Annotated in this window: 19 protein-coding genes; 8 read left to right on the plus strand and 11 right to left on the minus strand. The window is 71.6% G+C overall.

Annotated features, from left to right (window positions below):
* The first annotated feature begins 1 nt into the window (after position 1).
* Positions 2-1762 carry a 5-oxoprolinase subunit B/C family protein gene (locus DOE79_RS12690; protein ID WP_245976925.1) on the plus strand — a complete coding sequence of 587 codons (1761 nt, stop codon included), beginning with the start codon at positions 2-4 and terminating at the stop codon, positions 1760-1762.
* On the plus strand, positions 1759-3501 hold the full coding sequence (locus DOE79_RS12695; RefSeq protein ID WP_120338801.1) for an acetyl/propionyl/methylcrotonyl-CoA carboxylase subunit alpha: 1743 nt from the start codon (positions 1759-1761) through the stop codon (positions 3499-3501). The genes DOE79_RS12690 and DOE79_RS12695 overlap by 4 nt, the downstream gene beginning before the upstream one ends.
* Positions 3502-3601: 100 nt before the next feature.
* Here DOE79_RS12695 and DOE79_RS12700 read toward each other — a convergent pair whose 3' ends face one another.
* From DOE79_RS12700 to DOE79_RS12720, 5 genes are all read right to left on the minus strand, one after another.
* Positions 3602-4054, minus strand: a complete 453-nt coding sequence (locus DOE79_RS12700; protein ID WP_245976926.1) for a VOC family protein — start codon at positions 4052-4054, stop codon at positions 3602-3604.
* Between the two features lie 87 nt (positions 4055-4141).
* Positions 4142-4480, minus strand: a complete 339-nt coding sequence (locus DOE79_RS12705; protein ID WP_120338802.1) for a nuclear transport factor 2 family protein — start codon at positions 4478-4480, stop codon at positions 4142-4144.
* A 58-nt stretch (positions 4481-4538) separates the two neighbouring features.
* Entirely contained in the window at positions 4539-5387 is an 849-nt protein-coding gene (locus tag DOE79_RS12710; protein WP_120338803.1) for an SDR family oxidoreductase, read from the minus strand.
* A 72-nt stretch (positions 5388-5459) separates the two neighbouring features.
* A complete protein-coding gene (locus DOE79_RS12715; protein WP_120338804.1) occupies positions 5460-6275 on the minus strand; it encodes a MerR family transcriptional regulator in 816 nt (271 codons plus the stop codon).
* A gap of 54 nt (positions 6276-6329) precedes the next feature.
* Positions 6330-7220, minus strand: coding sequence for an aldo/keto reductase (locus DOE79_RS12720; protein WP_120338805.1), 891 nt, complete (start codon positions 7218-7220; stop codon positions 6330-6332).
* A gap of 158 nt (positions 7221-7378) precedes the next feature.
* Between DOE79_RS12720 and DOE79_RS12725 the strand changes: the two genes are divergently transcribed.
* The gene (locus tag DOE79_RS12725) at positions 7379-9331 is read left to right on the plus strand and encodes a glycosyltransferase family A protein (RefSeq protein WP_162942740.1); all 1953 of its coding nucleotides are present in this window, start codon (positions 7379-7381) and stop codon (positions 9329-9331) included.
* 3 nt (positions 9332-9334) lie between these two features.
* Here the strand turns inward: DOE79_RS12725 and DOE79_RS12730 are convergent, their stop codons facing one another.
* Positions 9335-9943 (minus strand): TetR/AcrR family transcriptional regulator, encoded by a 609-nt coding sequence (locus DOE79_RS12730; protein WP_120338807.1) that lies wholly within the window; start codon positions 9941-9943, stop codon positions 9335-9337.
* A gap of 33 nt (positions 9944-9976) precedes the next feature.
* On the opposite strand from DOE79_RS12730, the gene DOE79_RS12735 reads away from it, so the two are divergent.
* Positions 9977-10951, plus strand: coding sequence for a DMT family transporter (locus DOE79_RS12735; protein WP_120338808.1), 975 nt, complete (start codon positions 9977-9979; stop codon positions 10949-10951).
* Here the strand turns inward: DOE79_RS12735 and DOE79_RS12740 are convergent.
* Positions 10924-11304 (minus strand): DUF2255 family protein, encoded by a 381-nt coding sequence (locus DOE79_RS12740; protein ID WP_120340325.1) that lies wholly within the window; start codon positions 11302-11304, stop codon positions 10924-10926. The two genes, DOE79_RS12735 and DOE79_RS12740, sit on opposite strands and share 28 nt — an antisense overlap.
* 209 nt (positions 11305-11513) lie before the next feature.
* On the opposite strand from DOE79_RS12740, the gene DOE79_RS12745 reads away from it, so the two are divergent.
* Genes DOE79_RS12745 through DOE79_RS12755 form a run of 3 tightly spaced genes read left to right on the plus strand, consistent with a single transcriptional unit; the run spans position 11514 to position 13786 of the window.
* Positions 11514-12638 (plus strand): DNA alkylation repair protein, encoded by a 1125-nt coding sequence (locus DOE79_RS12745; protein WP_120338809.1) that lies wholly within the window; start codon positions 11514-11516, stop codon positions 12636-12638.
* 55 nt (positions 12639-12693) lie between these two features.
* On the plus strand, positions 12694-13284 hold the full coding sequence (locus tag DOE79_RS12750; protein WP_120338810.1) for a TetR/AcrR family transcriptional regulator: 591 nt from the start codon (positions 12694-12696) through the stop codon (positions 13282-13284).
* A 7-nt stretch (positions 13285-13291) separates the two neighbouring features.
* Entirely contained in the window at positions 13292-13786 is a 495-nt protein-coding gene (locus tag DOE79_RS12755) for an FBP domain-containing protein (RefSeq protein WP_120338811.1), read from the plus strand.
* A 9-nt stretch (positions 13787-13795) separates the two neighbouring features.
* Here DOE79_RS12755 and DOE79_RS12760 read toward each other — a convergent pair whose 3' ends face one another.
* The 4 genes from DOE79_RS12760 to DOE79_RS12775 all read right to left on the minus strand — a co-directional run bounded on the left by DOE79_RS12760 (position 13796) and on the right by DOE79_RS12775 (position 17459).
* The gene (locus tag DOE79_RS12760; RefSeq protein WP_162942741.1) at positions 13796-14881 is read right to left on the minus strand and encodes a carboxylate-amine ligase; all 1086 of its coding nucleotides are present in this window, start codon (positions 14879-14881) and stop codon (positions 13796-13798) included.
* A 118-nt stretch (positions 14882-14999) separates the two neighbouring features.
* Entirely contained in the window at positions 15000-15851 is an 852-nt protein-coding gene (locus tag DOE79_RS12765) for an alpha/beta fold hydrolase (protein WP_120338813.1), read from the minus strand.
* A gap of 69 nt (positions 15852-15920) precedes the next feature.
* Positions 15921-16721 (minus strand): isocitrate lyase/PEP mutase family protein, encoded by an 801-nt coding sequence (locus DOE79_RS12770; RefSeq protein WP_120338814.1) that lies wholly within the window; start codon positions 16719-16721, stop codon positions 15921-15923.
* A gap of 84 nt (positions 16722-16805) precedes the next feature.
* The gene (locus tag DOE79_RS12775; RefSeq protein ID WP_120338815.1) at positions 16806-17459 is read right to left on the minus strand and encodes a DNA-3-methyladenine glycosylase; all 654 of its coding nucleotides are present in this window, start codon (positions 17457-17459) and stop codon (positions 16806-16808) included.
* A gap of 113 nt (positions 17460-17572) precedes the next feature.
* Here DOE79_RS12775 and DOE79_RS12780 point away from each other — a divergent pair, with 113 nt between their 5' ends.
* Positions 17573-17839, plus strand: coding sequence for a hypothetical protein (locus DOE79_RS12780; RefSeq protein ID WP_120338816.1), 267 nt, complete (start codon positions 17573-17575; stop codon positions 17837-17839).
* Positions 17840-17852 lie beyond the last annotated feature (13 nt).

A 17852-nucleotide genomic window follows, 5' to 3' on the forward strand; every position in this document is an offset into this window, starting at 1 on the left:
GGTGAGCACCACCATGCGGTTCCTCCCCGTGCGCGATGACGCGCTGCTGATCGAGCTCGACGACCTGCCGACCACCCTGGCGCTGTTCGACTCGCTCAGCAGCGACCCCATCGACGGTACCGGCGAGCTGATCCCGGGCGCCCGCACGCTGCTGGTGTTCTTCCGGCCCAGCGCCGTGAGCCCGGCGCAGATCGTGCGGGCGGTGCGCGCGCGCGACCTGGGCGGGCGGGTCGCGGGGGAGGGCGCGCTCATCGAGATCCCGGTGACCTACGACGGCGAGGACCTCGACGAGGTCGCCGGGCTGCTCGGAATCGGCGCAGCCGAGGTGGTGCGGCTGCACACGGTGGCGGACTACGCCGTGGGGTTCACCGGCTTCGCCCCGGGCTTCGCGTACCTCTCCGGCGGCCACCCGGCCCTGGACGTGCCGCGCCGCAGCTCCCCGCGCACCCGCATCCCCGCCGGATCGGTGGCCCTCGCGGGCACCTTCAGCGGCGTCTACCCGCGCGAGAGCCCGGGCGGCTGGCAGCTCATCGGCACCACCACCGCACGGATGTGGGACCTGTCGCGCGACCGCCCCGCCCTGCTGCTGCCCGGCGACCGGGTGCGCTTCGTGGACGTGGCCGGTGGCGGCCGCGCCACTGCGACGGTCTCCGGCACGACGGGAGCAGGGGACCTGGCCTCGGCCGCGCCAACGCACACTTCCACGGCCGCGGCCGACCACGCTCTGGAGATCCTCGACCCAGGGATGCTCACCCTGCTGCAGGACCTCGGCCGCCCCGGCTACGCGAGCATGGGCGTCTCCAGCTCCGGCGCCCTCGACCCGGTGTCGCTGCGCACGGCCAACCGGCTGGTCGGCAACGACAGCGGGGCGGCCACCCTCGAGACGACCTTCGGCGGGCTTCGGCTGCGGGCCCGAGGCGAACTGGTTCTCGCCGTCACCGGGGCGCCCGTGCTGCTGAGCATCCGCACGCCTGCCGATGCTGGGAGCAACCCCGCCGCTGATGCCACCGAGCGTGACGCCGGCGATGCCGCCTCAGGCTCCCTCGACGAGATGCGCAGCCGCCCCGCCCCGTTCGGCACCCCGTTCGCGCTCGGCGCGGGCGAGGAACTCAGCGTGGGCCGCCCGGCAGCCGGGCTCCGCAGCTACCTCGCCGTGCGCGGCGGCTTCGACCTGGAGCCCGTGCTCGGCAGTCTCTCCACCGATGTCCTGGCCGGGCTCGGCCCGGCGCCGGTCACGGCCGGAACGGTCCTCCCCGTCGGCACTGCCGCGCGCGGCCTCGCCGCGGTCGCCCTGCCCGACGGTGGCACGGCCGACCCGGTCGGCAGCGCGCTCGGTGCCGGGCCCGACAGCGCACCCACGGAGGTGGTGCTCGACGTGGTGTTGGGCCCCCGCACCGACTGGTTCTCCGCCGACGCCATCGACGTTCTGACCGGGCAGAGCTGGCTGGTCAGCTCCCGGTCCAACCGAGTGGGACTCCGCCTGGAAGGCGAGTCGCTCACGCGCGTCGTCGACGCCGAGCTGCCCAGCGAGGGGACCGTCTCCGGGGCGATCCAGATCCCGCCGAACGGCCAGCCCGTGCTGTTCCTCGCGGATCACCCGCTCACCGGCGGCTACCCCGTGATCGGGTCGGTCGCCACCCACCACCTGCCGCTCGCCGGCCAGCTGCCGCCGGGCGCGCGCATCCGGTTCAACCCGGTCGGCCCATTCACCGATTACTCCGTCACCGACCACTCAGCCGAACTCCCCGAGGTCACAGCATGAAGAAAGTCCTGATCGCCAACCGCGGCGAAATCGCCGTGCGCATCATCCGCGCCTGCGCCGACCGGGGCCTGGCCACCGTGGCCGTCTACGCCGACAGTGACGCCGATGCCGTGCACGTGCGCCTCGCCGACGAGGCCTGGGGTCTGGACGGCGACAGCCCGGCGGCGACCTACCTCGACGCCGAGAAACTCATCGCCCTGGCCATGCAGAGCGGCGCCGACGCCGTGCACCCCGGCTACGGATTCCTCTCGGAGAGCGCCGACTTCGCCCGCCGGGTGATCGAGGCCGGTCTCACCTGGATCGGCCCGAGCCCAGAGGCCATCGACCTGCTCGGCGACAAGATCGCCGCGCGCCAGCTGGCCGCCAGCGTGGGCGCACCGCTCGTGGCCGGCACCCCAGACCCGGTGGCCACCGCGGCCGAGGCCGTCGCCTTTGCCGAGGAGCACGGTCTGCCCATCGTGATCAAGGCGGCCTTCGGCGGCGGCGGCCGCGGAATGCGCGTGGCCCGTAGCCTCGACGAGGTCGCCGAACAGTTCGACGCCGCCGTGCGTGAGGCCGTCACCGCGTTCGGCCGCGGCGAGTGCTTCGTCGAACAGTTCCTCGACGCGCCCCGGCACGTGGAGGTTCAGGTGCTCAGCGACAGCCACGGCAACGTCGTGGTGCTCGGCACCCGGGACTGCTCGCTGCAGCGCCGCAACCAGAAGCTCGTGGAGGAGGCCCCGGCGCCGTTCCTCACCGACGAGCAGCGGGACCGCCTGCACAGCTCGGCCGCCGCCATCTGTGCCGCCGCGCACTACCGGGGCGTCGCCACGGTGGAGTACCTGCTCAGCGTCGACGGCACCATCTCGTTCCTCGAAGTCAACACGCGACTGCAGGTTGAACACCCGGTCACCGAGGAAACCACCGGGGTCGACATCGTCGCCGAACAGCTGCGCATCGCCGAGGGCCTGCCGCTGTCGGTGCAGGCCACCCCGGCACCCACCGGGCACTCGATCGAGTTCCGCATCAACGCCGAGGATGCCGCGCGCGGGTTCCTGCCCACCCCCGGGCTGCTCACCCGGTTCGAACCTCCCACCGGGCCCGGCATCCGGGTCGACTCCGGCGTGGAGACCGGCACGCTGGTCTCCGGCCGCTTCGACTCCATGATGGCCAAGCTCATCGTGACCGGGCCCACCCGCGAGATCGCCATCCGCCGTGCCCGCCGAGCCCTGGACGAGTTCGTGCTCGAGGGCGTCGCCTCGGTGCTCCCGTTCCACCGGGCGGTGCTCCGCGACGACGACTTCGCCGGCGGTGAGGCGCTGAACGTGCACACCCAGTGGATCGAGACGACCTTCGCCGAGCGGATCCCCGCCGACACGCTCCGCCCCGAACCCGTCGAGCCCGGCGTGACCAGCAGCTGGATCGAGATCGACGGCCGCCGGCACACCCTGCGGATGCCCGCCGGCACGGCCCCGGCCGCCCTCCCGCTCGCCGCGCTCGCCGGCGCCGGGGCTCCCGTGCGCGACGCGGCCGACACGGCTGCGGCATCCGTGGCGGGACTGGTGGCCCCGATGGCCGGCACCCTCATCACCTGGCTGATCGGCGACGGCACCGCGGTCGCCGAGGGGGACCCTGTGGTGGTGATGGAGGCCATGAAGATGGAGACCACCATCGTGGCCACCGGCCCGGGCACCCTGCGGCACCGGAGCGCCCCCGGCGATTTCCTCGCCGCGGGGGAGCAGCTGGCCACCCTCGACTGAGCCGGGCCCGCACGCAAAATAGGAAAAAGTGAGATTAAGAGGATGCAATGGGAAATTGCGTCCTAGAAAACTCACTATCTGCACATAAACGACCGGCCGGTCAGCCGGCCGGATGCCCGGCGCGGGCCGCCTCGCCGTCGGGGGTGGCGTCGGCGAGCACCTGCAGATAGTGCGGGTTGGTCATCACGCCGAGCACGTTGCCGAATGGATCGAGCACGGCCGCCGTGGTGAAGCCCTCGCCGCGCTCCCGGATCTCCTCGCGCATGGTGGCACCGAGCTCGAGCAGCCGGTCGAGGGCCACCCGGATGTCATCGACGTGCCAGTTGAGCACGGCGCCGCCGGGCACATCCGCCCACGGTTGCGGAGCGTACCTGGCGTCGATGAGGCCGAGCTCGTGGCCATAGTCGCCGACCCGCCACTCGGCGTAGCCGGGCATCTGGAAATAGGGCGGCATGCCGAGCAGCTCGGTGTACCAGGCCGTCGCGACCTCGTGGTCGGCGGCCCAATAGCTCACGTTGCTCATGCCGCGCAGGATGCCGGTCGGTGCGTTCATGGTGCGATCCTCTCGTCTGGGGTGCGGATCGTCCACGCTACGCACGGTGGCGAAGAACGCTAGGGGGCAGTGCAGCCGGCGACGGGGTCACACCGTGATCAGCAGGCTCTCGATCAGCCCCGAAGCGTCCAGCGCGAAGACATTGCGCAGGTCGACGATGCCGCCGGGAAAGTTCCCCTCCAGGCGCGTGGTGACGGTGATGGTTCCGCCCACCACCTCGGCCGACAACCGGGTGCTGGTGACCGTGTACTCGCTGGCGGCAGTATCGAGCCAGGCTGCGATCTGGCCGCGTCCGCGATAGCTGCGGCCATCGTCGGTGACCACGGCGTCCGCAGTGAACAGGTCGACGATGTCGCGCTTCTCGGTGGTATCCATCAGGGTGAAGTAGGCGGTGACAGCGGCGGGCAGTGCAGTGCTGGGGGTCATTGTTCTTGTCCTTGTCTTGTGGGCGTGTTGCATCGTGTGGGCGTGCTGCTGGGGAGGGTCAGGCGGTCTTGACGGTGCCGCCGTCGACGGTGATGTCCGCGCCCACCACCGAGGCGGCACCCGGAGAGACGAGGAACCCGATCACCTCGGCGATCTCGGTCGCCGGCGCGAACCGGCCGTCGGGGACGCCGCCGAGTGAGTCCATCATCAGCTGCATGCCTTCAGCCTCGGTGAGGCCGCGGGCCTCGGCGATGCGTTGGGCGAGCGCGATGGAACTCGGGCTCTGGATGCCGCCGGGCGAGACGGTGTTCACCCGGATACCCTGCGGGGCGAGTTCATTGGCGAGACCCTTGCTGTAGGTGCGCAACGCGGCTTTCGCGGCGGCGTAGCCGAGAGTGCCGTCGAAGAGTGGCATCCGCCCCTGGATCGAGCCGACGTGAACGATGGCGCCGGCGCCGCGCTCGAGCAACAGCGGGGTGAGCGCACGGTCGACCCGCACGGCGGCGAGCAGGTTGCGGGACAGCTCGTCGTCCCAGTGATCGTCGGTCATGGTGGCGTGGCCGCCGCCGGGAGTGGAGGAGCCGCCGACGACCTGCACCAGGATGTCGAGGCCGCCTTCTTCGCGCACGACCGTGGCGATGAGGTCGGCGGTACCTGGTCGGGTGGCATCCGCGAGGATCGTGCGAGCGGCGGCGGCGGTGGTGGCGTCAGGTGAGGTGGTGTCAGGTGCGGTGGTGTCAGGTGCGGTTCGGCCGACCGCGAGCACGCGGGCGCCGGCATCGGCCAGCCGGTGCACCACGGCGGCGCCGAGGCCCGAGGTTCCGCCGACGACGAGGGCTTGGCGGCCGGCGAGCGAGAGGGCGGGCGGGTAGCTGGCCGGTGGGGAACTGGGGCTGAGAGCGGTCATGTATTCAGACTGGGCCTTCCCCCGAGGGGAGGGTCAAGCTCTGTATGGATGCGTGCGCGTGGCGGCCGGAGGTCAGCGACCGGTGCGGAAGATCGGCCAGCCGATCTCCGTCGTGGCCACGCCGTCTGCCGTCTCGTCCAGGTAGGTCTCCCGGATCGGTCCGTCGATGCCCAGCTCACGAGCGGTGACATACTCACCGAGCGCGCCATAGACCTGCGCGATGGTGTCGTCGGTGCCGTGGTGGGTGGCCACGGCCAGGTCCACCGCCGGCAGCAGTTCGAGACGCGCCCGGCCGAGCGGCTCCGCGGGCTCGTCGAGCGAGGTCACAGGCACGAACAGGATGGCCTCACCGCGCTCGTCGAGGAACAGCTCGGTGCTCCAGATGCCGCCGCGCGAACCCGTTGCGCTGAGCGCCGTGCTCTGCAGCAGTCGCGCGAGCTCGCGGCTGGCCGCGGTGTAGAACCTGCCGAGGTCGGCCAGGTCGATGGTCTCGCTGATGACGAGCGCCGGCATCTCCGGCACGCTGCGGTGGGACACCGCCAGCGGGGTCGTCGATGCCGCGAGCAGGCCCTGCAGCCCGGCCACGGCCGCCCGGGTCTGCTCGAGCTGGTCCTGCAGCCGGCCGAGGTGCCCGGCGATCAGTTCGTTCCGCTGCTCGATGCCGGGTGCGGCGAGGACCTCACCGATGAGCTGCACCGGCATATCCAGGGAGCGGAAATGACGGATGACCTGGGCATCCGCTATCTGCCCTGCGCTGTACATGCGGTAGCCGTTGCCCGGATCCACCTGGGCCGGCGCGAGCAGCCCCACCCGGTGGTAGAACCGCAGCGTCTTCGCGCTGAGGCGCGTCGCCCGGGAGAAATCCCCGATCGTCATCATGGTGGTCATGCGTCTATCCTCGCCCTTCCCCCGAGGGGAGGGTCCAGGCGCCCGAAGCGGGCTTCAGTTCTCGGGAATGCTGAACTGGCCGGGCGGGCGCACCGCGTCGGGGTCGGGGCCGCTGCGCACGCCCAGGTCCAGCGCATCGATCTGCGCGAGCTGGTCGGCGCTGAGCTCGAAGTCGAAAATGTCGAAGTTCTCAGCGATGCGCTCTGGGCGCACGGACTTGGGGATGGCGCTGCGCCCGTGCTGCACGTGCCAGCGCAGCATCACCTGCGCATTGGTCTTGCCGTGTTCGGCGCCGATCGCGGCGATCACCGGGTCGTTGAGCGGGTTCTTGCCCGTTCCGTCGTTCCAGTTGCCCGGGTAGAAGGTGATTCCGCCGATGGGGGACCAGGCCTGGGTGACGATGCCGAGCGCGGTGTTGGCGGCCTCGTTCTCCTTCTGGGCGAAGTAGGGGTGCAACTCGATCTGGTTCACGGCCGGAACCACGGTGCGCTCCGCCATCAGCCGCTCCAGGTGGGCCCCGGTGAAGTTGCTGACCCCGATCGCACGCACCCGGCCGTCGCCCAGCAGGGTCTCGAGCGCCCGGTAGGCCTCGAGGGTGGTGTCGAATTGCCACGGGGCCGGCTGGTGCAGGATCAGCAGGTCGAGGGTGTCGACGCCGAGCTTGCGGGTGCTCACGTCGAACGCGTGCAGGGTCTCGTCATAGCCGTACTGGCTGATCCACGCCTTGGTTTCGATGAAGATCTCGTCGCGGTTCACCCCGGATGCGCGGATCCCCTCGCCGACCTGTCGCTCATTCAGGTAAGCCGCCGCCGTGTCGATGTGCCGGTACCCCGTGCGCAGGGCGGACTCGACGGCGGCGGCCGTGTCCTCCGCGGAACTCTGGAAGACGCCGAGCCCGAGAGCGGGCATCCTGACGTCGTTGTTGAGCGTGATGAAATCAGTCATGGCTCCACCGTAGAACCCGGGCCGGCCGCGAGGGAGGCCCTGCCATGGCCTGCCTCTCCGAACCCGGCGATGTGCGCCCGAATCGTTCATCTCGGCGACGTTTCCGGCTGCTATCGTGTGCCGACTTCCGACCCCAGGACCGATTGGACGAGACGCGCATGGTCATCTTCGAGACATCCGACTCTCTGGCGAGGCCGTCCTCGAAACGACGGTTCCCCGCCGCGCTCCGCGGCCAGCGGGCCGACCGGCCGCGCCGGCCCGAGCGGCAGCCAACGGGGCCGGGCACGCTCTCCAGCGCCGACCTGGGTGTGGCCGTGCAGTGGGCCGATTCCCGCCGCGCGCGCGACCTGCTCGCCGCCCGCGCCACCACGGACCGGGTGGCCACCGAGGAGTTGCTGCGCCGGTTGCGCGAGGCGGTGCCGACGCCCTCGCCCACCCGCCGCCAGGCGCACGCGCTGGTGGCACTGGCCGGGGTGTTGCTGCACGAGGCCACCAACCCTGCCGGCTTCGCCGACGCCGCCCTGCTCTACGAGGCCGCGTTCACCGCCCACGGCGCCCGGGTTCTGCCTGAGCACGCACAGCACCTGTTCGCATCCGCTCTGATCGGCGCCGGTCGTCACGCACACGCGGATGCCCTGCTCGCCACCTGGTCGCACGCAGACCCCGCGCAACGCCAGGTGGACGCCGACCGGCAGAACCCGCACCACCGCACCGAGACGCCGGTGTCGCCGGATGCGTGGCGGCACGCCTTCAACCACGTCTTCGCGGCGGCCGGACTCGAACCGCCCCGGCACGCCGAGGCCACCCTCGAGGGCTCCGAGACCGCGTTCGACCGGCTGCGTGCGCCCCAAGTGACGCTCGTGCAGGGTCCCCTGGTGACCGTGATCATGAGCTGCTACCGGCCCGGCCCCGAGATCCACACGGCCATCGCGTCCATCCGGGCGCAGAGCTGGCAGAACCTCGAACTGCTCATCATCGACGACGGCTCGCCCGCAGAATACGACGGTATCTTCACCGAGCTGGCCGCGCTCGCCGTGCTGGATCCGCGCCTGCGCCTCGTGCGGCAGGAGCGCAACCGCGGCACGTACGCCTGCCGCAACATCGCCCTCGACCTGGCCCGCGGGGATTTCGTCACCATGCACGACTCCGACGACTGGGCCCACCCGCGCCGGCTCGAGACCCAGGCCGCCCACCTGCTCGAGAACCCGGATGCGCCCAGCAATTCCTCCCACGCGCTGCGGGTCACGGACAGCCTGGGTCTGCTGCAGCCGCGCGGCCGCGACCTCAAGCTCTGCGAACCGTCGCTGATGTTCCGCCGCGAGCGGGTGCTGGGCCTGGTGGGCTACTTCGACACCGTCACCAAGGGCGCCGACAGCGAGTTCCGCCGCCGCATCCAGGCCGCGTTCCACCGCCCCAGCGACCTCGTGCGCCCGGAGGCACCGCTCACTCTGCAGCGCTACCGGTCCGCGACCCTCACCGGCGAGGAGATCCGGCCGTTCTGGATGCACGACTCGCGCATCGCCTACGCCAGCGCCTACCCGCTCTGGCACGCCGCCATCACGGCCGGCACCGCGTCGCCCTACCGGAGCACCGCGGTGAGCCCTCGGCCGTTCCCCGCGCCCCGCGACATCGTTCCGGGGGAGCGCGGCAACGAACCGCTGCAGCTGGACGTGCTCTTCGTGCTCGACCTGGTCACCCGGGAGCGCGACCGCCGGAACTTCCGGGCGCTCGAGCTGCGCATCCGCACGCTCGCGGCCACCGGACAGCGCGTGGGCCTGGCGCACCTGTGGGGCATCGGGCCCAAGCCGCTGCTGCCGGTGCACTTCGACCCCCGGTTGCAGGCGCTCGTGGCCGAGGGCGTGGTGCAGCAGGTGCTCACCGGTACGCCAGTGATGGCCGGGCGGGTGGTGCTGCCCGACCCGTCGGCGCTGCAATTCGCCGCATCCACCCCGCTGCCCTGGCTGGTGGGCAACGTGGTGGCTGCCGCACGGGTGCCCCGGGCGCTGCGACACCGCGGCCATGTGGCCTGGCGGCACCGCGACGTTCTGGAGCGGGCCACCGAGCTGTTCGGGGTGGCGCCCACGTGGGCCGACGGGCGTCGGCGCCGGTAGCTCCTAAACCGCCGCCGCCAGGATCGCCGCCGCCGCGGCGCGGCCGGCCGCGAACGGATCCGCGAACGTCTCCATGCCCACGGTCACCAGGGCCCCTTCGTAGAGCAGCATCAGGGTGTTCGCGACGCGGTCTGTGTCACGAACGGCCGCCTCCTGGCAGAGCCGGGCGAACACCTCGCGCATCCACTTCTTCTGGCGAATGGCCTCGAGGGCGATCGGATGCGCCGAATCGTCCATCTCGGCACGCGCGTTGATGGCGCTGCAGCCTTTGGAGCTGTCGGAGATCGCCCAGCGGCCCGACACGTCGAACACCGCGAGGATCCGCTCGACGCTTCCTGGCGGCTGCAGGGCGAGCTCACGCTCCAGGTGCTCCCGCCATCGGGCGTCGCGCCCGCGGAGGTAGGCAACGGCCAGCGCCTCTTTCGACCCGAACCTGTCGTAGAGGGTCTTCTTGGTCACCCCGGCCGCGGCTGCGATGGCATCCACGCCGACCGCGTGGATACCCTCCCGGTAGAACAGCTCGGAGGCCGCGGCGAGCAGTTTCTCGGCGCCGGGCGTGTAGTGCGGGTTCACCTCGGGCGGAGTCGTAACGGGTGGGGTCGCAACGGTCATGCGCCAACTATACCGTTCTGTATAGTCGAGGGCATGAGTAAACAGATCGGTATACCTTCTCGGCTCCTCCTGGCCGCCGCCGCGGCCGCCTTCGTGCTGACCTGGAGTTCGGGTTTCATCATCGCCAAGATCGGCACCGAGACCGCCCCCGTGCTCACGGTGCTCGTCTGGCGCTTCCTCGTGGTCGGCGGCCTGCTGCTGGTGGGGATGGCGGTGCTCAGGCTGCGCAGCGCCCCCGCCGCGATGCCGCCGTGGCGGGACATCCGGCCGCACCTCACCATCGGGCTCTTCGCTCAGGTGGGCTACGTGCTGCCGATCTACCTGGCCGTGGCCGCCGGCGTCTCGTCGGGCACGACGGCCCTCATCGACGCGGTGCAGCCCCTCGTCGTGGCCACCCTGGTCGGGCCGATCCTCGGCCTCAGGGTGCGCGCGGCGCAATGGCTGGGTCTGGTGCTCGGAGCCCTCGGGGTGGTGCTGATCGTGGCGGCGGATGCCTCCGGCTCGGTCTCGCCGACCCCGGCATATCTGTTGCCGCTGGTGTCGCTGGCCAGCCTCGTCACCGCCACGTTCCTGCAGCAGCGCACCACCTCCCGGCTCGGCATCTTCGCCACCATGGCCATCCATGCCGCAGTGGCGCTGGTGGCCGTGACCCTGCTGGGCGCCCTCACCGGAGCGCTGATCCCGCCGGCCAGCCTGACTTTCTGGGTCACCACGGTGCTGATCGCGGTGTTCCCCACGCTCACGGCCTATGCCCTGTACTGGTATCTCCTGCGTCGTCTGGGCATCACCGCCCTCAATGCGCTGCTCTACCTGGTGGCCCCCACCACGGCCGTCGCCGGCGCCCTGCTCTTCGGAGAGCCCTTCACCCTCGCCACTCTCCTGGGCCTCGTGCTGGGCGGGGCCGCGGTGGCGCTGGTCATCGCGCCACCGCGCGGGGCGGCATTCGCTGTCGGAGGGTCCCGGGAGAGCGCCGGCGCGCGTCAGCCGGCCCGCGGTACGAGCCGGTAGGTCGTCGCCTCGGCATCCGACCCGGTGACCGTGCCCACGATCGCCGGCCCGTGGCGGTCGTACTTGGCGTGGTACGCGGCGTCGATCGCGGCGTGTGCCTCGGGGCTCGCGGCGGCGAACGTCACGTCCTTCTCCACCCCGCCGGCACGGATGCGCCCGGTGCCGCTTCGCCCGGCCCGCACGAACCACGGGTTGGCCGATCCGTACGCGGAGCGGATGTAGATGTCGTCGCCCGCGCGCACCGCCCAGATGGTGACATAGGGGCGCAGTGTGCCGTCGGTGCGGGTGGACGAGACCTGCAGTTCCTCGGCGGTGCCGATGCGAGTGAGTTCGTCAGCGGTCCACGTGCTCATGGGGGAGCTCCCTTCGTTGTGGCCGGGCATCGAGCGGATGATGTGATGCGAGGCCATGTGCCGCGCCTTCGACGCTACCCACGGCGGCTTCTGCGCAACAGGCTCTGCGCAACAGGCTCTGCCAGTGCCCGCCTCCCCGGTCTGCCCGCACCCCTTGGTCGGTGTGCCACGCTGGAGACCGACCACACCTCTTCCCCACCTGGAGCCCCATGCCCTTCGCCGACGAACTCATCGGAGTCTCCACCGCCCGCGCGCTCACCGCGGCGATCCAGGCCGCCGTCCCGCATGCCGACCTTCCCGCCTTGCAGGCCGCGGCCACGGCGCTCGGGCCGCTCTCGCTGCGGGAGCGCAGTGACCTGCTGCGCGACGCACTGCTGGCCGATCTGCCCGGCGACTATGACACGTTCGCGGGAACCATCCGCGCCGCCGCCGCCGGCCCGCTGGCGTTCGGCGGCTGGCTGATCTGGCCGGTCACCACGGCCATCGCCCAGAAGGCCATCGACGCCGGCACGGGGGCGGCGTTCGACGACGGCATGCGGATGCTCGCCGCCCTCACTCCGCGGCTCACGGCCGAGTTCGCCATCCGGGTGCTGCTCGACCACGACCTCGCCAGGGCCCTGCCGATCGTGCTCGACTGGACCGGTTCCGCCGACCCGGCCGTGCGCCGGCTGGCGTCAGAGGGCACCCGGCCGTTCCTGCCCTGGGCCATCCGGGTGCCGGCCCTGCTGAACGACCCCACCGCCACCCTGCCGGTGCTGCACGCGCTCTACCGGGACGACGACGAGGTGGTGCGCCGGTCGGTGGCCAACCATGTCAACGACCTCAGCCGGCAGCAGCCCGACCTGGTCACCGCCACCACGGCCGCCTGGTTGGCCGCACCGGATGAGAACACCGCCCAGCTCGTGCGGCACGCGCTCCGCACCTTGGTCAGGAAGGGCAACCCGCAGGCGTTGGCCCAGCTCGGCTTCCACCCCGCCGAGGTGGAGGTGCACGGGCCGGAGCTGGACGCCACGACCGTGGACTTCGGTGGCACGATCGGCTTCACCGTGAGCATCCGCAATGCCGGCGACGCGTCGGCCCGGCTCGCGGTGGACTACGTCATGCACCACCAGAAGGCCAATGGCAGCCTGGCCGGCAAGACGTTCAAGTTGACCACGGTGACCCTGGCGCCGGGCGAGCGGGTGGAGCTGCGGCGCACTCATTCGTTCCGGGCCATCACCACCCGGCGCTACTACCCGGGTGCGCATGCGCTCGAGGTGCAGGTGAACGGGGTGGCCTCTGGCCGCGCGGAGTTCCAGCTACTGGCGGGGGCCGGCGCCCCGACGCTCGACTGAACCGGCCACTTCCTATAGACTGTAGTTAATCCACTACACCCCATAGGAGTTCGGAATGCAACGACCGGGACTGACCGAGGCGCGACTCGTTGAGGCCGCCGCCGAGCTGGCCGACGCCAGCGGGCTTGCCGCCGTGACGGTGTCGGCGCTCGCCCGCCGGTTCGACGTGCGGCCGGCCAGCGTCTACTCGCACGTCGCTGGGCTCGACGCCCTGCTCGATGCGACCGCGGCCTTCGCGCTGGCGGAGCTCGCCGACCGTCTGGCCGAGACCCTGCCGGGAAAGGCCGGCCGGGATGCACTCTTCGCTTTCGCTGACGCGCATCGCGACTACGCCCGTGCCCACCCCGGTCGGTGGCAGGCCGCGCAACGCCGCGCCGCCCCCGATACCGCAGCCATCGCCGCCGGCGGCCGGATCGCCCGCGCGGCCCGCGGAATCGTGAGCGGCTACGGCCTCACGCCCGACGACGAGGTGCACGCCGTGCGCCTCATCGGCAGCGCGGTCAACGGTTTCGTCGCGCTCGAGGCCGGCGGCGGCTTCGAACACTCGACCCCGCCGGCCGCCGAGAGCTGGGCGCGAGTGCTCGACGCCGTCGACATGTCGCTCCGCAACTGGCCCGCACACCCCGTCGACCCCACCACTGATTGAGACCCGCATGCTCCCCCTCACCCCCACCGCCATCAAGGCCTCGTTCGTGAACGCGTCTCGCAAGGTCGTCGCCGACATCACCCTGCCGACGGGTTTCGACGAGATCGACTGGCCCGGCGTGGACTTCCTCGGCTGGACCGATCCCAAGATGAAGCGCCGCGCCTACGTGGTCGTTCCCGTCGACGACGGCGAGCCTGTCGGAATCGTGCTCCGCCAGGCGGATGCGTCGCCGGCCCGCCGCGCCCAGTGCTCCTGGTGCCGGGACGTGAAGCTGCCCAACGAGGTGGTGCTCTTCAGCGCCCAACGCGCCGGGGCCTCCGGCCGCAACGGCAACACCATCGCCACCTGGGTCTGCGCCGAGTTCCAGTGTTCCGTCAACGTGCGGAAGCTGCCCTCCATGGCCTACATCGGCTTCGACGTGGCCGCTGCCCGTCTGGACCGAATGGCTATGCTCCGCACCCGCTCGGCCGGGTTCGTGGCCGAGGTCCTCGCCGCCGGTTGAACGCCCCGGTCAGGCGCGCGCCGGGTCGTACAGCTCGCGCAGCCCGGCGAGACCGCCGCTCTGCAGCGCACGCCGCTGCGCCTGCGCGCCCGTGCCCGACACCCAGAGGCGGTCGAGCAGGGCGGCGACCCGCAGCCGGTCCCCGGCGATGCTCAGGGCATCATCCACGTGGCGCAGCAAGCCGTCCACCACAGTGCGGGCCGGTGCCAGCTCCCGGGTCACGGGGTGGAGCAGGCGGCCGCCGACGCCGTCTCTTGAGGCGTGGAAGAGCGACGCGTCCAGCAACTCCGGCTCCAGCTCCGGCGGCGGCACGCCCCGGTGGGCGTCTGCCAGGCCGGTGACGACCAGGGCCCGGACGAGCGCCGCCAGGAGCACCGCGGAGCCGGGATCGATCTGGGCGTCGGCGACCCGCACCTCCAGGGTGGGATAGCGCTCCGACAGCCGGGCATACCAGGCCACGGTAGCTGTGTCCACGGTGCCGGCCACCCCGACCAGCCGGCGGAGGCGTCTGTCGTAGTCGGCCGCATCCGTGAACGCGGGCGGGCATCCGGTCGTGGCCCAGCGCCGCATGATCACGGCCCGCCAGGACTCGAACCCGGTGTCACGGCCCCGCCAGAACGGCGAGTTGCCGCTGATCGACAGCAGAGTGGGCAGCCATACCCGCACGTGGTTGAGCGCCTGCACCCCGGCCTCCCGGTCGGGCACCCCCACGTGCACGTGGGTGGCGCAGATCTGGTGGTCCCGCACGATATCGCCCAGGCCTGCCCGGATCTGCTGGTACCGGCTCGACCGCGTGACGCCCGTCACCGCCTCCGCGTCGAACGGGGTGCCCGTCGCGACGGCCAGCACGCCGTGCGACCGGGCCGCGGAGGCGAGGCGGCCCCGAAACCGGGCCAGGTCGGCTGCCGCCTCGTCGAGGTCGGTGAAGACGGGGGTGGCCCGTTCCACCTGGGACGTGAGGAACTCGTGTGTGACGAGGCCGGTCTCGGTCGTCTCCGGCCCCAGCTCGTCCAGAACCACATCCGCCGCACCCACCGGCCGGAGGGTGTGCGGGTCGATGAGGAAGTACTCCTCCTCAACACCAAAGGTCGTCATGCTTCCCCCTCGAGAGATCGGCTTGCCCACCGCTCGAATCGAGGCGCACGAGACAGCCCGGGCAGCAGCATCCTGACACCGACCGGGCACGAGGGAAACGGGCTGTGCCCGGCGCCACCTACACGGGATAGAAGTCATTCAGTGCGGATGCGAAGGCATCCGGCTGTTCGACCCAGGGGTAGTGGCCGGCGTCGGCGATGCTCACCGCGCGACCCTTCCCGAAGAGATCGGCCAGCGCCCGCACCGGCCCATGCCCGGTCAGGCCGTCCTCGGCGCCCGCGACCACGAGCACCGGGCAGCGCACCTCGGCCAGGCGCTCGGCGATTCCAGTGGGGTCGGCCAATCCGAAGAAGGCGTCCTGGGCCGCCGGATGCCACGCTCCGGTGCCCTCGTGGGCTCGGGCCTCCGGCGTCCAGCGGGCCCAGGCGATGGGTGCCACGAAAGGGAACTGGCGGTTGAGGGAGGCGGCGGACGTCGCAGACCACGCATCCGAGCGGTGGGCCACGTACTCGGCGAACCAGGGCTCGTCGCGGTGCGCCGCGATGATGTGCTCGCTGTCGTCTGGGGCCGTCACGATCCATCCCACCGGGGGCGTGAGCAGGCAGAGGCTAGCGAGGTTCTGGGGGTACCGGGCCGCGTAGGACAGTGCCACGCGGGTGCCGGCAGAGTGGCCGAGCAGCTCGATCGTGTCCATGCCCAGCTCGCGTCGCAGAGCCTCGACGTCCTCGGCCAGTTCGGGCCAGGCGGCGGCGGCCGCGGTCGGAGAGCCCGCGGACTCGCCCACGCCACGCTGGTGCAGCACGAGGAGGGTGCGCCGCCGGGTGAGCCCGGCGAGGTCGCCCAGGTAGACCGGATGCCGGGCGGGTCCGCCGGCCAGCACGATCAGGGGTGGATGTCCGGACGAGCCGTCTTCCGCTGCCCGAACGTCATAGTGCAGGATCGTGCCGTCGTGGCTGGCGAAAGTGGGCATATCCCACCCTAGCCAGCCCAGAATCCCACCCGCCCCCGCCGTCGTGGGGCGGGGGAGGGAGGGAGCGGGTTAGATCTCGAAGGGGAAGCCGAGGTCGTCGGGGTAGTCGCCGAGGGCGGTGAGCTGGGTGGCGGCCCGCTGCAGCGAGCAGAGGGCCAGGCCCAGGGTGCCGGGGCCGAAGCTCACCCGGGAGATGCCGAGTTCGGCCAGCCGGGGGAGCGGCACGGCGCCGGGGTGGCCGATCACCGAGATGCGGCCGTTCACCTGGTCGAGGGCGCGCTTGACCTTGTCCTCGTCGCCGAGGCCGAGGAAGAAGATCACGTCGGCGCCGGCATCGAGGTAGGCGTTGGCGCGCTGCACGGCTTCGGCCCACTCGCCGCCGCCGGCCAGGGTGTCCACCCGGGCGTTGATCACCAGGGGAACACCGGCCTCTTCGGCGCCCGCGCGGGCGGCCGCCACGCGCGCTGCGGCGGTGGCGATGTCGAACTGCGGGGCCTTCGGCGCCCCCACCGAGTCCTCGATGTTGATGCCCGCGGCACCCGCCTCCTCGATGAGGCGACGCACGTTCCGGGTCACGCCCGCGGCATCCGCTGCGTAGCCCTTCTCGAAGTCGATCGAGACCGGTAGGTCCGTGGCGCCGGTGATGATGCGGGCGGCGATGATGGCCTCGTCCACGCTCAGGCCCTCGCCGTCCTGCAGCCCGCGCACGTTGGAGACGGAGTGCGAAGCGCTGGCCAGGGCCTTCACGCCGGGGGCTTCGGAGACGATCTTCGCCGTGATGGCGTCCCACACGTTGGTGACGACGAGCGGCGTGCCGGGCACGTGCAGAGCGTTGAGGAGTTCGGCCTTCTGGATGAGTGAGTTGGTCATCGCTCCAGTCTGCCCCGACAGCCCGCGCCGGCGCCGGTGGATTTCGGACCGAGACGCAATGGTCAGGCTGCGTTCAGCGAACCGTCAGGATGCCGACGAGGGGCGGGCCTTCTTATACGTGGACACCGACGGCTCGCCGGGCAGCCAATAGCGCCACGGGAAGGCGTCACCGTCTCCGCTCGGGCCGCTGAGGCCCACGCGCGGCCCGGTGAGGTGCGGCACGGCGGCCGGATGCTCGGGTACCCAGACGCTCCACTGCCCGCCGAAGAGATCGTCGCCGTCGTTGTCCCGGGTGGCGGCCAAGCTCTGTGCCACGCACGCCGGGCCGCGGGCCAGTTCCCAGTCGCGCAGTGGGCTGCTGCGCGGTTTGGCCAGGCGCCGGGCCCGGGCCAGGTCGGCACCCGCCACTACCTCGCCGGCGCGGATCAGGCAGCCGTACGGTTGCCCGGCCCGGCCGGTGACGAGGTTGATCGCGTGGTGCATCCCGTAGGTGAAGTAGCAGTAGAGGTGCCCGGGTTCGCCGAACATGCTCGCCGTGCGGGCCGTCCTGCCCCGGTAGGCGTGGGCGCCCGGGTCGCGCTCGCCGCCGTACGCTTCCACCTCGGTGAGGCGGATGGCCACGGTGCCGTGCGCATCCGCCCGTTGCAGAACGCAGCCCAACAGCTCGGGCCCCACCTCGAGCGAGTCGCGGGCGAAGAAGTCCCGCGTCGCCGGCCGGAAGCCCGTGAGATGGTTCATCGCTCCACCGTACCCGTGAGCCGCCCGGTTCATCCATGTGGAGCCGGGCGCTGTCAAGCTGTATACAGTCACGCTCTTTAGGCCTAGCCTGAGGTGTCGATCGAGGAGGCGTGATGCAGGCGTATACCCTCACGGTCGGCGATCGCCCGTTCCGGTTGCACAGCTCGTGCGATGTGGCCGAACTCACGACGGCACTGACCAGCGCGGTGCGAGCCGGCGGCGGAATGGTCTCGCTGCCTGTGGCCGGAGACGTCGCGGTGGCGGTTCTCGTGTCGCCGGGCGTGTGCGTGGTGCTGGAGATCCACGAGGTGGAACCGGCGACGGCCGTGGCCGGCGAGGTCGACTTTCCGTGGCTCGCCGCGGACGATCTCGAGTACTGACCCTCCGGCCTCC

Source organism: Cryobacterium soli (genome assembly GCF_003611035.1).
In the GTDB taxonomy this organism is placed as follows: Bacteria; Actinomycetota; Actinomycetes; order Actinomycetales; family Microbacteriaceae; genus Cryobacterium; species Cryobacterium soli.